General features: G+C 34.3%; 13 protein-coding genes and 1 pseudogene. 10 read left to right on the top strand and 4 right to left on the bottom strand.

From position 1 onward, the window contains the following. Positions 1-51 precede the first annotated feature (51 nt). Positions 52-1,224 (top strand): amino acid deaminase/aldolase, encoded by a 1,173-nt coding sequence (locus JFU18_RS12160; RefSeq protein ID WP_201032474.1) that lies wholly within the window; start codon positions 52-54, stop codon positions 1,222-1,224. Further along, positions 1,212-2,525: a D-arabinono-1,4-lactone oxidase gene (locus tag JFU18_RS12155; protein WP_201034720.1), complete on the top strand. Its 1,314-nt coding sequence runs from the start codon at positions 1,212-1,214 to the stop codon at positions 2,523-2,525. Before JFU18_RS12160 ends, JFU18_RS12155 begins: the two co-directional genes overlap by 13 nt. Positions 2,526-2,532: 7 nt before the next feature. On the opposite strand, the gene JFU18_RS12150 is transcribed toward JFU18_RS12155, so the two are convergent. Then, a complete protein-coding gene (locus JFU18_RS12150; RefSeq protein ID WP_201032476.1) occupies positions 2,533-3,684 on the bottom strand; it encodes a VanZ family protein in 1,152 nt (383 codons plus the stop codon). A 171-nt stretch (positions 3,685-3,855) separates the two neighbouring features. Between JFU18_RS12150 and JFU18_RS12145 the strand changes: the two genes are divergently transcribed. After that, a complete protein-coding gene (locus tag JFU18_RS12145; RefSeq protein ID WP_201032477.1) occupies positions 3,856-4,059 on the top strand; it encodes a hypothetical protein in 204 nt (67 codons plus the stop codon). Between the two features lie 148 nt (positions 4,060-4,207). Here JFU18_RS12145 and JFU18_RS12140 read toward each other — a convergent pair whose 3' ends face one another. Then, a complete protein-coding gene (locus JFU18_RS12140; RefSeq protein ID WP_002010553.1) occupies positions 4,208-5,020 on the bottom strand; it encodes an undecaprenyl-diphosphate phosphatase in 813 nt (270 codons plus the stop codon). Positions 5,021-5,152: 132 nt separating this feature from the next. Further along, a pseudogene (locus JFU18_RS30495) lies at positions 5,153-5,671 on the bottom strand (methyl-accepting chemotaxis protein); the annotation flags it as partial. A 645-nt stretch (positions 5,672-6,316) separates the two neighbouring features. Here JFU18_RS30495 and JFU18_RS12130 point away from each other — a divergent pair. The 5 genes from JFU18_RS12130 (at position 6,317) to JFU18_RS12110 (ending at position 10,346) form a co-directional block, all read left to right on the top strand. Further along, entirely contained in the window at positions 6,317-7,576 is a 1,260-nt protein-coding gene (locus JFU18_RS12130) for a 3D domain-containing protein (protein ID WP_085309131.1), read from the top strand. 111 nt (positions 7,577-7,687) lie between these two features. Then, the gene (locus JFU18_RS12125; protein WP_000154011.1) at positions 7,688-7,906 is read left to right on the top strand and encodes a helix-turn-helix transcriptional regulator; all 219 of its coding nucleotides are present in this window, start codon (positions 7,688-7,690) and stop codon (positions 7,904-7,906) included. Further along, positions 7,899-8,348 (top strand): RNA polymerase, encoded by a 450-nt coding sequence (locus JFU18_RS12120; protein ID WP_201034721.1) that lies wholly within the window; start codon positions 7,899-7,901, stop codon positions 8,346-8,348. The genes JFU18_RS12125 and JFU18_RS12120 overlap by 8 nt, the downstream gene beginning before the upstream one ends. 116 nt (positions 8,349-8,464) lie before the next feature. Beyond that, positions 8,465-9,097, top strand: coding sequence for a class A sortase (locus JFU18_RS12115; protein WP_085309135.1), 633 nt, complete (start codon positions 8,465-8,467; stop codon positions 9,095-9,097). A 145-nt stretch (positions 9,098-9,242) separates the two neighbouring features. Beyond that, positions 9,243-10,346 carry a YHYH domain-containing protein gene (locus JFU18_RS12110; RefSeq protein ID WP_201034722.1) on the top strand — a complete coding sequence of 368 codons (1,104 nt, stop codon included), beginning with the start codon at positions 9,243-9,245 and terminating at the stop codon, positions 10,344-10,346. A 31-nt stretch (positions 10,347-10,377) separates the two neighbouring features. On the opposite strand, the gene JFU18_RS12105 is transcribed toward JFU18_RS12110, so the two are convergent. Then, positions 10,378-11,763 (bottom strand): peptide MFS transporter, encoded by a 1,386-nt coding sequence (locus tag JFU18_RS12105; RefSeq protein WP_002063816.1) that lies wholly within the window; start codon positions 11,761-11,763, stop codon positions 10,378-10,380. A 254-nt stretch (positions 11,764-12,017) separates the two neighbouring features. On the opposite strand from JFU18_RS12105, the gene brnQ1 reads away from it, so the two are divergent. Both brnQ1 and JFU18_RS12095 read left to right on the top strand, forming a co-directional pair. Further along, a complete protein-coding gene (brnQ1, locus tag JFU18_RS12100; RefSeq protein ID WP_404468342.1) occupies positions 12,018-13,319 on the top strand; it encodes a branched-chain amino acid transport system II carrier protein BrnQ1 in 1,302 nt (433 codons plus the stop codon). A gap of 139 nt (positions 13,320-13,458) precedes the next feature. Continuing rightward, the gene (locus JFU18_RS12095; protein ID WP_201032480.1) at positions 13,459-15,180 is read left to right on the top strand and encodes a DUF2339 domain-containing protein; all 1,722 of its coding nucleotides are present in this window, start codon (positions 13,459-13,461) and stop codon (positions 15,178-15,180) included. Positions 15,181-15,209: the final 29 nt, after the last annotated feature.

Here is a 15,209-nt window from a genome sequence, read left to right as displayed (position 1 = left end):
ATTCTTTCTTTCCAATATGTATAAGACATATATAGAAGAGGAGAGAAAACTGTGGATAGAGGAATTTTTAAGGAAGTTCCATTACCGTGTGCATTTTTAGATGAAGTGGCTTTAGAGAGGAACATTCAATCGATTATAGAGTTAAGTGGAGATAAGAAGATTCGTATAGCGAGTAAATCATTACGCTCTGTTCCAATTATGAAAAAGATTTTGGCTGCAAATAATCGCTTTCAAGGTATTATGTGTTTTTCTCCTAGAGAAGCTTTGTTTTTAATTGAACAAGGATTTAATGATTTATTGCTCGGATATCCTGTTTATGATGAAAGAGCTTTACATGAAATTAATTTGCTGACAAAGCAAGGGCACATTATAACTTGTATGGTGGATTGTGAAGACCATATTACTTATTTAGAAAAAATTGCTGAGAAGTCTAAAGGGTGTTTTCGCGTTTGTTTGGATATTGATATGAGTAGTCGTTTTTTGAAATTTCATTTTGGTGTAAAAAGATCCCCGGTAAAAGATGTGCAGAGCGCTTTGAAAATAGTAGAAAAGGTGAAGGGCTCATCATATTTAATACTAGATGGTGTAATGGGATATGAAGCTCAAATTGCCGGGGTGGGGGATCATATACCGAATCAATGGATGAAAAGTAAAGCTGTTTCGTATTTAAAGAAGAAATCAGTGTTAGAGGTTAAAGAAAGAAGAGAACGTATCGTAAAAGAAATACAAAACCTTGGTATTGAACTAAGATTTGTAAATGGGGGAGGAACAGGAAGTATAAAAACAACTGAGCAAGATAACTCAGTTTCAGAGATTACTGTAGGATCCGCCTTTTACTCTCCTAAACTGTTTGACTATTATAAAGAAGTAAAATTTCAGCCAGCTGCCGGATTTGCTTTACCAGTTGTACGCAAACCGGCTCCTTTTATTTATACTTGCCTAGGTGGCGGATATATTGCCTCAGGTGCAGTTGGTAAAGATAAAGAGCCTGAGGTTTGGATGCCGCATGGTGCAAAACTATTAGCTTTAGAAGGTGCTGGTGAAGTGCAAACGCCAATTTTTTATGACGGTGAGGAACGAGTAGCGATAGGAGATTCTATCTTGTTTCGTCATAGTAAAGCTGGAGAGTTATGTGAGCGTTTTCCTGTTTTGTATCGCATTAAACAAGGGGAAATCGTTGGAGAGTATTCAACATATCGGGGGGATGGACAATGCTTTCTATAAAGGGACAAAAATGGAGAAATTGGACAGGGAATGTAGAAGGAACACCGCATTATACGATGTATCCAAAAAGTATACAAGATGTAGTAGAAGTTGTGGGGCTTGCACGAAAAAAAGGAAAGAAAATTCGTGTTGTCGGTTCAGGGCATTCTTTTACACCTCTTGTGCAAACGGAAGAAATTTTAGTTTCTTTAGATGAATTGAAGGGCATTGGGAATATTGATGCAGAGAAGATGGTTGCCGAAGTGTGGGCGGGAACAAAGTTACATGATTTAGGGAAGTTACTTCAGGAAAAAGGTTATGCGCAAGAAAATTTAGGGGATATTGATTCACAATCTATTGCAGGAGCGATTAGTACGGGGACTCATGGGACGGGTGTTACATTTGGGAGTTTATCAACACAAGTTATAGAGATCACGGCAGTTTTATCAACAGGTGAGAGTATAGTTTGTTCAGAAACCGAGAACGCCGAATATTGGAAAGCATTTCAGTTGTCGCTTGGAATGCTAGGTATCATTGTAAAGATAAAATTGAAGGTTATCCCAGCGTATTCGCTTGTTTATGAAAGTGAAAAACAATCATTGTCTACTGTAATGAACAAACTAGAAGAATATAAGAAGAATCGTCATTTTGAATTTTTCGTTTTTCCTTATTCAGATGAAGTACAAGTGAAATTTACAAACGAAACAACGAGTAAAGCAAGTGATTTGAAATGGCATAAACTAAAGGTGGAGTTACTTGAAAATAGGATGTTCTCTTTATTATCTAAAGGGTGTAAATGGTTTCCTTCTATAAGTAAAGGAGTAAGCCGATTATCAGCTAAGGCTGTACCGAACACGAAAATAATTGGACCAAGCTATGAAGTGTTCGCTACATCACGTACAGTTCCATTTTATGAAATGGAGTACAGTGTCCCTTCAAAGTATATGAGGGCTGTTGTAGAAGAAATTTCAAATCTTATTGAAAAGAAAAAGTATAAGGTGCACTTCCCGATTGAATGCCGCTACGTGAGAGGTGATGATATATGGCTCAGTCCAGCATATGGAAGAGATTCAGCGTATATAGCTGTTCATATGTATAAAGGTATGAAGTATGCCGCTTATTTTGGTGAAGTGGAGAAAATTTTTCTAAAGTATGAAGGGCGCCCACATTGGGGGAAAATGCATACGTTAACGTACGAAAAATTGCAAAATATATATCCAGAATTGCATTCGTTTCTAAAAGTGAGGAAGTCACTAGATGAAACAGGAATATTTTTAAGCCCTTATACAAAAAAGTTATTTACGATTATGAAAAAAAGCTGACAAATTATTATTTGTCAGCTTTTTTAAGTGTAATTGCATTTCTTGTATGACTAATACGCTCGTAAAATAGTAATTTATCACTGCTAAATACATGTAATAAAACATGAATAATAAATAGCCCGTTAATTACAAATTGGAATAACAGTATAACTAGTAATACTAAAGGCTCTGTATGATTTAAAATAGAGCTACTAGAAAGAATGTAATTGATTCCACCTAAAATGAAATAGAATATACCGTAACGAATGAATAATTCTTTTAGTGTAATACGCTCTGCTTGTCCTTTAATGTAAATACGAAGCAACGCTTTCCCTATTGTTCTTCCATTTGTAAAGTATGGGATGATAATAAAGTAAATTAAGATTGAACATGCGATGAAAAGGAGTTCGTATACATTTGTATAAGATTGGATGTTAGAAATAAATAGTGAGTTTCCTTTGTTTTTAATGAAAGGTACAACGATAGATAAGAAGATCCAATCAATTTGCATAGCGATGAGACGACGAACGAATCCGACTGGTTTCGTTTCCAAATCAATATGACTATCTAATTCGCTTGTTTTTGGCAGGAAGTACGTAAATATTGGTGCAATGATAAAACCGATTACGCCGCCTAGTGTGTTTAAAAACAGATCGTCGATATCGAATAAGCGATATGCACAATTATAAATACCATATAATCCAGTTACTTGTGTTAATTCAAAGAACAGTGAAAGGCAAAAAGAAATGCACACTGTTTGGAAGAAACTACGTCGGAAATAATAACGTAAGTAAATACCGAATGGAACGGTTAATAGAACGTTAAAAGCAACTTGTAAAAATGCAGATTCTTTTAATAACAAGAAATAAGTAGTAGGTTTCGTTAAAATTGCCGATGTATGATTACTAATCTCTTGTATGAAATAAAATGGTGAGAGTTGCATATGCTGTGTATTAGCGGGTTGTAGGCTACAAGTATCATACGTTTGTGGTAACGGCAAAATAACAAGAAAATAGGCATTTAATAAGTAAAGTAATAATGAGTATAAAATAAATGAGCGCCATTTATTTAAATAACCGTATTTTCGATAATTAAATATTAAAAAAGGAATTAATAGAAACATTGCTAAAATAGGAAATAAAATAAAAGCTGTTTTTACTGGAAATAAATATGCAGTCAAAATGAAGCTCCTTTCAATGAAATTTCGTTTATCATTATAGCGCTTAAAAGAATGTAAAACAAAGTTGAAATAGCTCGAAATAGAAAAAATTACAAATTTAAAATAGATTAAGTTATAATAAGTTTAATATAAATATATTATGATTATACAAGTTGAAAGAGGGTACATGATATGCAATATGAGCTTTTTTCGGTAAGCGGGGATCATATTACAACTTTTGAAAGCACATGGCGTTTTCAAGAGGAGGAACAGATTTTTGTTCATGATGATAATACAAAACGAAATTTTATTATTATTCGCTTAACACATGATTTATTTCAAAAAAATACACATGTTATTCGCTTGTATTGTCAGGAAAAGAAAGTTTATGCATAAGGAAAACCCACTTACTGTATGAGGGCAGTAAGTGGGTTTTTATCACGCTATTTGTGGGCAGTAAAACTCCCACCTCAAAATTCAGGTGGAGCAAAGAAGTTAGGCAGCAGGGGGGATGAACAAAACCCTCACTGATTAAAGTTTCATTTTATAAGAAAATGATAGTTAGCACACCTACGATAATACAGTAGAAAGAGAAGTATTTTAAATTTCCTTTTGCCATAATGTTCATAAACCATTTTAATGAAATATATGTCATGACAAATGTTGCGATGAAAGCAACAATATAAGGTACAAATAATGTATCTAAATTTGGATCGTTTGCAATGTCTGTAATACTTAACAATAAACCACCTAAGCTAACAGGAATGTATAGTAAGAATGAGAAGCGAAGAGCTGTTTCTTGCTTCATACCAAGTAACATTGCTGCCACGATTGTAGCACCTGATCTGCTTATACCAGGAATTAGTGCACAAGCTTGTGCTAGACCAATAATGATTGCATCTTTCATAGAAAGGTCGCCATCATTTTTACGTCCACGCAAGTTTCGAATAATCCAAAGGCCGATAGCAGTAATAAGAAGGGAAATCCCAACCATTTTAACACCTTTTAAATAGTGGTCGATATAATCTTTAAATAAAACTCCAATTACACCTGCTGGAATGGTTGCAATAACAAGGTAAATAATAAAGAAGAAATCTGATTTTGCATCTTCTGCTCTTGTGAATATATAAGATAGACCATTCTTTGTTAGACGAATTAAGTCATTTCTATAAATAAGTAATACAGCTAATAATGAAGCTGAATTAACAAGTAGCTCAAAGCTAAATCCTTCTATTTTTAGTCCTAGCAAATGCTGTGCTAAAACGAGGTGACCACTTGAAGAAATCGGAATTGGTTCTGTTAGTCCTTGGAACAGACCAAGAATTAAATATTTTAAAATGTAGTAAAATTGTTCCATAATAACCTCCTTGTTTATTAGTCGAAAGAAACAACTTGTCCATTATAACAAGAATACGGATGAATATTGAGAAGAAATAAATATTCGAAATATAATAAAAATCCCTTATAACAGTATAAGGGATTTTTATTATTAATGAGAAACTACTGTTTCTTCAAGACTTTTCGTTAATTGAACATCGACTTTCTCAGCATCATGAATATGATTCATAATAGTAGTATTTAACTTTTGGAACATTTGTTGTGTATTAGCGAATTCACGTAATATATCATTATTACAAGATTTTTGGTTTTCGATAGCTTTAATAACATTTGTAGCACCGCTTTGTAACGTTTGAATCATAATTAAAATGTTTTCAATTCTAGCGTTAGTATCAGCGCTCATTTCTACACCTTCATCAACTAAATGCAAATTATCTTTTGTGTTATCGTATGCTTTTTCAATTTCTTCTTGAATTTTTTTCGTTAAGTTACCGATGTTTTTTGTACTTTCAGCTGTACTTTCAGCTAGTTTTCTTACTTCGTTAGCAACAACAGCAAATCCTTTACCGTGTTCTCCAGCACGTGCAGCTTCAATACTTGCATTCAACGCTAGTAAATTTGTTTGTGCTGCAATGTTTTGAATCACTTCTACAATTTGTTCAATTTCTTTTGAGCGTTCACTTAAATGATTCATACTATTAGACGTGCGCTGAGATTGTTCACCTAATTTATTAATTACAATAAGTAAACGGTGAACAGATTCTTTTCCTTCATTAGAGCAATCGATAATTTCTTCAATAGACTGAATTAAGCTTTGTTCTTTTTGTAACATTTCACTATTTAATTCATTGGAATGTGTCGTACGTGTTGAAACATTTTCAAAACATGAGTTTAATTGTTGAATTAAATTTTGGAGTGTATGGTGCTGGTTATTTACAAGTTGATGCTCTTGAACAACGCTTTGTACACGGTCGTGGATAGAAGAAATAGTCTCTTGGCTTTCAATATCTTTTTGTTTTAATTCTGTTTCTAGCTCTTGTATACGATTTTCTAATTGATCAATTTTATGTTGGAGTGCTTTCTTTTGAGTAAACATGTATTTATCTCAACCGCCTTTAGAAGTTATATTTTCTCTATATTTGGATTTTAGCATCTTTTATAATTTTTAAATATAGGAATTGTTAAATATTTAAGAATCTATTACATTTTATTCATAATTCCCTTTTTTTGTCATGAAAAATAAACTGTATTTAATGGTTCTGTAAACAAACTGTAAAATAAATCATGTATAACTGTATAAGAAGGGAGTCGGATTATGAACTATTTTAAGCGAATCAGTAGTCTAGTATTAGCAGGAATTATCGTTCTTTCTAGTACAGTCGCTGTAAAAGCAGAGTCAAACGACGAGAAACTTAACAACATGCAACAGCAATTGCAGCAAAACGATGCAGATATGCAGAAGAAAGAGCAAGAGAAGCAAGCTGTTAGTAAAGAAATTCAAGGTATCGAAAACGAACTACATAATTTAAATAATACAATTGCAAAAAATAAAGAGGATCAAGCTGCTATTCAACGTAAAATCGATGAAACACATAAGCAGATTGAACAAAAAAAGAACGAAATTGTCGTTTTAGAAGATAAAGTCCTTGCTCGTAAGGATATTATGAAAAAACGTATGGTTTCTGTTCAAAATAGCTCAAATACGAGTTTAGTAGTAGAAGTTGTTGTGGAATCAAAAAACTTTGCTGATTTTATACAACGTATGAACGCAGTATCTACAATTTTAGATGCAGATAAAGAAATTTTACGTCTACAAGAACAAGATCTTCGTCAAATTGAAGAAGATAAAAAAGAGATTGATGAAAAAGAAGCATCTTTAGTAGTAGATAAACAAAAATTAGCAAAAGCACAAGCTGATTTGCAAGATAACTTGAAAAAACGTCAAGATAACTTACAAACAGTTCAAGCTAAATATAATCAGGTTGCAAGCCAACTTAATTTAGCAGCGGAAGAGAAAGCAAAAGTTGAAGCAAATATGAAAGCAGTACAAGAAACAATCGCTCGTGAACAAGAAGCAGCAAGAATTGCAGCGGAAGAGCGTGCAAAAGCGGAAGCAGCTGCAAAGGCTGAGCAAGAAGCTTTAGCGAAAGCGCAAGCGGAAGTTGCTGAAAAGCAAAAGCAAGAAAAAGCTAATAAACCAGCTGAACCTGTTGCTAATAATAATTCGAAAGTAGAGCCTGAACAACCTAAGGTAACTGCTGGAGGAAAAGAAATGTATGTACACGCAACAGCTTATACAGCAGATCCAGCTGAAAATGGTTATGCGCCAGGTCAACAAGTGTATTCTGCATGGGGAGGATATAATCTAACTGCAAACCCAGGAATGAAATTAATTGCGGTGGATCCATCTGTTATTCCATTAGGATCTACTGTAAATGTTGAAGGCTATGGAATTGCAATTGCAGCAGATACTGGTGGCGCGATTAAAGGTCACAAAATTGATGTTTTAATGCCAGATAAAGCTTCGTCTAGTAATTGGGGCAGAAAAAATGTTAAAGTTACAATTTTAAACTAAAATGAAATCCAACTTTACAACACGTAAAGTTGGATTTTTTTACAACAAAATGTTAAGTTGAGTTTACATTTTGTTAAGAGTGGCATACAATAATGGTAAGAGGTGGAAAACTTGACCATTTTAAACAGGGTGAAGGAATTAAGAGCTCGCTTCAATTTTTCGCAAAGTGTATTAGCAGAAAAGGTTGGAGTGACGAGACAAACAATTGCTGCAATTGAAAAAGGGGATTACGTTCCTTCGTTGTTATTAGCACTTACGATTTGTGATGTGTTTCAGTTAAAGATGGAAGATGTGTTTGTTTTAAATAAGGAGGGGGAAGAGGATGAATAGAATTATTGCTTCATATATCATAAATTTATTTTACAGTGTATTGGCATGCTGGGCATTTGTAGAGTTTTATGATTTTTATATACAGTTTGCTGATATTATTAAAAATGAGAGTTTGACACCTGTTGTATTACTATTTATTGTAGCTATCATATTAGTGTTTTTTAAAAGATTGCATAAGAAGAAATATAAAAAATCATCATTGCGATTGTATCCTTTATTATTTCCCCAAGAGGATGAACATGAGAAGGATATTACAGATAGAGCATGTCGAACAACATTTGTATCATTGTGGTTTGTATTACCTTGTGCACTAGGATTATTAATATTTACACCTGTAGCAAATTTGTATATTCCAGCGTATCCTTTATATGTTGTATATTTGATTTATTTGACTCAAGTGACAGTCTTTCACATATCCCTATACAAAAATAAATTAGCTTGAAAAGAAACCTTCTTGCATCGGCAAGAAGGTTTCTTTTCAGCTTATACTTGTACATACAGCAATATTGTCTTATCATTTTATATAGAGTAAGATTTTGTAACGGAAAGGAATTGTATATGAATAAGCAAAGAATTTATAGTATAGTAGCAATCCTTCTATTTGTTGTAGGTGGTGTATTAATCGGAAAGCCATTTTATGATGGATATAATGCAGAGAAGAAGCAGACAGCGAATGTACAAGCTGTTCAAAAGATGGAATATGAAAAGCATGATACAGAATTTGTAGATGCTTCAAAAATTAATCAACCAGACTTGGCAGAAGTAGCGAGTGCATCGTTAGATAAAAAACAAGTAATCGGTCGTATTTCAATTCCGAGCATCTCATTAGAACTTCCTGTTTTAAAAGCGTCGACTGAAAAGAATTTATTATCAGGTGCGGCAACTGTAAGAGAAAATCAAGTAATGGGACAAGGGAATTATGCACTTGCAGGGCATAATATGTCAAAAAAGGGTGTTTTATTTAGTGATGTATCAACTTTAAAGAAGAACGATAAAATTTATTTGTATGACAATGCAAATGAGTATGAATATACTGTTACCGGTGTATCTGAAGTGACTCCTGATAAATGGGAAGTTGTAGAGGATCATGGGAAAGATGAGATAACACTTATTACATGTGTATCTGTTAAGGATAATTCTAAGCGTTTTGTTATTATAGGTGATTTAGTAGGAACAAAGGCTAAGAAATAAAGAAAAAAGAAGGTTTACTCTTTAAAGAGTGAACCTTCTTTTTTTATCCAATGTTGAGAAATAAAAGAATATTTTAGTTGGTATTTAAATATTTTTCTATTTTTATATAATAAAGTAATGATTCTAGATTTTGGGAGGAACAAAAGTGAAACAGCAAGTAAAAAAACTTCTTTTAACAACAAGTGTAGCGTTATTGGTAGCGCCAATTTCTGCTTATGCACATCCAGGACGTACAGATGCTAATGGTGGACATACGTGTCGTACAAATTGTGAAAAATGGGGATTGCAGTACGGGGAATATCATTATCACAATAAACCAGCTTCTAGCGGCGGAACAACAAGCCCTGCGCCTAGTCAAAATAATAATGGTGCTGTAGAAGCGGAGAAACAAGCAGAAGCACAGCGTAAGGCGGAGGCAGAGAAGCAAAGAGCTGCAGAAGAACAACGCAAAGCTGAAGAAGAGAGACAGCGTGCTGCAGAAGAACAGCGCAAAGTAGAGGAAGAGAGACAGCGTGCTGCAGAAGAAGCACGTAAGGCAGAGGAAGCCCAGCGCCAAGCTGACATGGAAAAAGGACAGCTTGAAGGTCAAAAAAGTGGAGAGACAGATTTTAAAGCAGGAAAGAATAATGCAGAAGGACATGTAGCTGGAAAGTCAAATGCATATAAACAAGCATTTACAACTGCGTATGCTGCGGCATGGTCTTTAGAAGAACAGAAAAAAGCGCATTTTGAAAAAGGTAAAGAGCAAGGGTTAACACAAGAAGCAATGGACGATAGTCAAATTACTCCTGAGTTTAAGGGGAACTTTGCAGAAGGTTTCCAAGTAGGTAATAAAGAGAGAACCGAAAAGATTGAAAAAGAACAAGCGGAACTTGGTGAAAAGGCTGGTAAAGAATTAGCTGAAAAGAAACCTGGAAATACTGAAAAGGATACATATGTGAAAGTATATGAAACCGCGTATGAAAAAGGATATAAGTCTGCTAAAAAGGCAGCGGAAAAAGCTGGATATACATATGCATTTGAAAATTATGATTTAAAAGTTCCTGCTAAGTATGAAAAGAATGAAACATTAAAGAAATGGTTTACTGAAGGATTTAAATCAAATAAAAAGGCAGCGGAAATTCGAGAAGAAGGATATAAAAAAGGAGATAGCTGGCTGTCATTCTTCTATAAAAACTTCGTGCCAAGTGAATATAAAGAGCACAAAGATCTGTATGAACAAGCAATAGAAAAGGGCGAGAAAGCATAAAAAAAGATGAGGAGAAATTCCTCATCTTTTTTTAATCCATCCATTTCACTAATTTCTTAGAAATTGATAATAAAACACAACCTAAAACGATCGCCACAGCGCCAATAACTGTGAATACTTCAGCATATCCAAGTGAAGTTGTGAAGCTTGCAAGCTGTCCGCCTAAAATATTAGCAATACCTGAGCTTGCTAGCCATACTCCCATTAATAAAGAAGCAAGTTTTACTGGAGCAAGTGCGCTAACCATTGATAGTCCAACAGGTGATAAGAATAGCTCACCTAACGTATGGAAAAGATACGTAAAGACGATAAATAGTAAGTTTGCTTTTTCTGTAATGTTATGTTCGTCACTGCCTGTTTTTAATGTAGCGATAACAAGAACAATATAACCGATACCGAGTAAGATCATACCAAGTCCCATTTTTGTTGGGATTTTCATGTCACCATTTTTTCTAGTTGCCAGTTTCGCCCATAATGCTGAAATGGCTGGTGCAAGTAAAATAATAAATAACGGATTGACCGATTGGAACCAAGACGTTGGTACTTCCCATCCGAATACGGAGCGGTCAACGAATTTATTTGTATATAATGTTAACGAACTACCAGCTTGTTCAAAACCAGCCCAGAAGAAGACAACGAAGCACGTTAAAATGACGATAACTGCTGTATGTTGTTTTTCTTTTTTTGTTAATGGTGTATTTCCTACTGTTGGTTGTCCATCTGTTGTTTGTAAATCGCGGGTTGGTTTTTTACCAATATCACCAAGGAAGCGATTAGATAGTGTTGTAAATAAAATTTGTCCAATGATCATTCCGATTGAAGCGGCTAAGAAGCCGTAACGGAATCCGAAATGAACAACACCGTCCACTGTTGTTTTGAATAAATTTTCTGATAAAAATCCGCAAACGAGTGGAGCTAAAAACGAGCCAACGTTAATACCCATATAGAAAATTGTAAATGCACTATCACGTTTTGGATCGTGCTCTTCGTATAATTCTCCAACAAGTGTAGAGATATTCGGTTTGAAGAATCCATTACCGATAATAATAAGCGCTAATCCGAGGTATAGGCCGACTTGGTTTTGCAAGGCAAATAGTGTAAGGTTACCGATTGCCATTGTTATACCACCAATTGTGATGGCTTTTCGTTTACCTAGAAAACGGTCTGTTAAGTATCCACCGATTAATGGTGTGAAATAACAAGCACCAGTATAAAATCCGTAAATAGAGAGTGCCCACGCTGGACTAAACCCAAGACCACCGCTTACTAAAGCTGTTGTTAAATATAATGTTAATAATCCTCGTAATCCATAGTAACTAAATCTTTCCCACATTTCTGTAAAGAAGAGTAAGTATAAACCTGGAGGATGTTTCTTTTTTCTTTGTTGTTCTCTTTCTAGTTGTATCGTTGATTCCATGTGATTTTTCCTCCTGACACAAGCAAAAAACAAAGTTAATAGTATTGTATGATTAATATTTTACCTTATTAACTATTATAAGTCAATAAAGGTTGATTTTTCAGAAGAAATTTGAAAAGGGAAATAGATATAGAATGGGTGTTTCTTTTGTGATAGACTATGGACTATGTTTTCTTTGTAAGGAAGCGGATTACCGCATTTTTTTATTTGTGGAATTGATTTCATGTAAGGTGAAATTGAAGAAGGAGAAAGAAATGAAATTGTTACAGAAAAAAGAAATTTTGCTTATTAGTCTTATGTTATTCTCTATGTTCTTTGGGGCCGGAAATCTTATATTTCCACCTTTCCTTGGATATGAAGCAGGAGAACATGTATGGATTGCATTGTTAGGTTTTATTATATCAGCAACAGGGCTTCCTATATTAGGTGTTATCGCTATTGCGAAAGCAGGGAGTTTTCAAACGTTAGCAGGCAGGGTTCATTCTTCATTTGCAATTATTTTTCCGTGTATTGTGTACTTATTTATTGGACCAGGTCTTGGTATACCACGTGCAGGAAGTTTAGCTTTTGAAATGGGGCCAGGCCAGTTGTTCCCAGAAGCGGGTAGCGTAGTTTTGTTATTGTACACGGCTATTTTCTTTAGTATTGTTTACTGGTTAAGTTTATCACCGTCTAAATTAATGGGCTTGTTTGGAAAGGTGTTAACGCCTTTATTATTATGTATGATTGCTATTATATTTATAAAAAGTATGTTTACATCAGTAGGCGGTGTGAAAGAGCCTGCAGGAAATTATGGACAAGCTCCTATGTTCCAAGGATTTTTAGATGGATATTTAACGATGGATGCGTTAGCAGCTTTAATATTTGGGATTGTTATTGCAAATGCTCTGCGTGCAAAAGGTGTAGCGGATGATAAAGGTTTAGCGAAATATATGAGTATTGCTGGTATTGGAGCAGGACTATTACTAACTATTATTTATGTCATTCTTGGATATGTTGGTTCAATTAGTGGTTCATTGGGTACATTTGATAACGGTGCGAAAGTGTTAGCACAAGTTATGACTACATTATTTGGACAAGGTGGGTTAGTTTTATTAGGTCTTATTTTTACTGTCGCTTGTCTATGCGTTTCCATCGGACTTGTTACGTCTTGTAGTCAATTTTTCGCAAGTGTATTTCCGAAAGTATCTTATAAAGTTTGGGCATTTATATTAAGTTTTGTTAGTATGGTTTTAGCTAATTTAGGATTAACGCAAATTTTAAAAGTATCGGTACCGATTCTTGGATTTATTTATCCAGTTGCACTAACGCTTATTATTTTAGGGTTATTCCATAAGTATATTGGAAAGTATGTATACGTATATTCGGTAACGATTGGACTCGTAGCGGTATTTAGTGCGATTGATATTTTAAACAAAAGTGTACTGATGAATAAATGGACACCACTACTAAAAATGCTTCCGTTTTATTCAGAAGGTGTAGGTTGGATTGTTCCGGCATTTGTAGGTGTCTGCCTCGGTGTAATTGTTAGTATTGCTATAAATAAGAATAAATAAGTAAGAGGTGTTTTCCTATTTCGGAAAACACCTTTCTTTTTTTGGAAAAATAGTATTGAAAATGAATAGACTAAGAGTATGATAAAGGTAATTGGTAATATATAGGTCAAGTGAAAAATCGATGATGAGGGGGGAGTGTATGAAGGAGGATTTGAATAAGAAAATAGAAGCGCTCGAAACGGCAATTGAAACGATGCAAGAAGCACTTTTTGAGTTGAAAGCAAAACAAAGGAAAATAGAAGTAGATAAAGTTCAACAAAATGTTAATAAAGAAAAGAAAGAATATATTGAAGCGGTAATGTATGAAAAATTACAAGAAGATGTAGTGAAAATCAAAGAGCCTGTTCAAAAAATTGAGGAAAAACAAGTAAATATATCTGCTTTTAAACCGGAACCATTCAATATTATTAAGTTTTGCCAAACATGGTTGCCGCGTATATTTGTCGGTATTATGCTACTTGGGGTTATTTGGTTATTTAAAGCAGGGGTAGATGCTGGTTTATTAACACCAGCGATACGGGTTGTGTTTGGTATAGTACTATCTGCCGGTTTGTATTACGTAGGAGATATACAAATTAAAAGAGAGCGGCAAGCGTTAGGGTTAGTATTAGCTGGAGGAAGTATTACGGGAATTGTTTTAACAACGTTTGCGGCACATTATTTATATGAGTTTATTCCTGCAAGTATTGCGTTTATCTGTAATATTGTATGGGTTATTTTAGGGATTTATTTAGCGAAAAGATATAGATCGGAATACCTCGCTATTTTCGTGGCGGTGGGAGCATTTTTTGTTCCTTTCTTGTTAAATAGTACGACTCCTAATACGTATATTTTCTTTAGTTATGAGACGATATTAACAATTAGCCTATTATGGTATGCATTGAGAAACCGTTATAAGTACTTGTATATGATTTCTTATGTTGTTGCGGCAATTGTCCTATTTGTCTTCTTTGTTGTTATGTCAATATTAGTAGAGAATGTGCAAGTACAGTTAACAGTTGTATACGGTGCAATTCATTTACTATTATTTTGGCATATGTTTTCGGAGAGAAGTTTTATACAAGAAGCACGATTGGCGATATTTAGTGCGAATGCAGTTTTCTTTATTTTAGCCATTTCTCAAATTCCTGAATTTACAACGTGGGGATTAGTTATAAGTGCATTTGTGCATGCTGTTATGTTTGTACTTGAATATAGGAAGAATAAACATTCTGTATTTTCAAATCTAATATTTGGCTTTGCAATGGGATCATTTAGTTTAGCGATTTTATACGAGTATAGTTTGGTGAATGCAGCGATCGTATTATTGTTACAAGGTTTCCTCGGTATGGTTACTGCTATTAAAGTAAAGCAAAATATTAAGTTGTATGTAGGTGCAACGATTTATGCGATTGGAATGGTACAGACGATTTTTAGCCCGTTTGATGAGTTCATTTCAGCAGGGTTTGTCGCTCATATTATTTTAATAGGAACGTTCTATTATTGCATGAGACAAGCGAAAGAAGTGCTAGCGAGTTTTGGTAAATATGTGTACTCTATAGCGCTCTACTCATTAATGGTTATTGTATTTATTACAATTACTAGAATCGGTGAAGTTCTTTCTACAGATGGAAGTATAATTAGCGTATCTGTATCGTTATTATGGATGGTATATGCGTTATTTGCAGTTTGGTTTGGTCGTTATAGACAGATGAACGAAATATTATATGCTGGCTTAGTCGTATTAGTAGTAACAGTAGGGAAGTTATTCCTTCTCGATTTACCAGAAGTGTCGATGATGATTAGAGCGGTGTTATTCTTAATCGTTGGCAGTATAGGTATCGTTATTTCAAGAATGTTTTTCTCAAAAGAAGAGAAGTGAGAAGAAGGCAATCCCTTTGCAGTGACCCC

It is taken from the genome of Bacillus sp. TH22 (assembly GCF_016651015.1).
Classification (GTDB): domain Bacteria; phylum Bacillota; class Bacilli; order Bacillales; family Bacillaceae_G; genus Bacillus_A; species Bacillus_A mycoides.
Note: the sequence above shows the minus strand (reverse complement) of the source record. Positions and strands in the feature narration are given on the sequence as shown.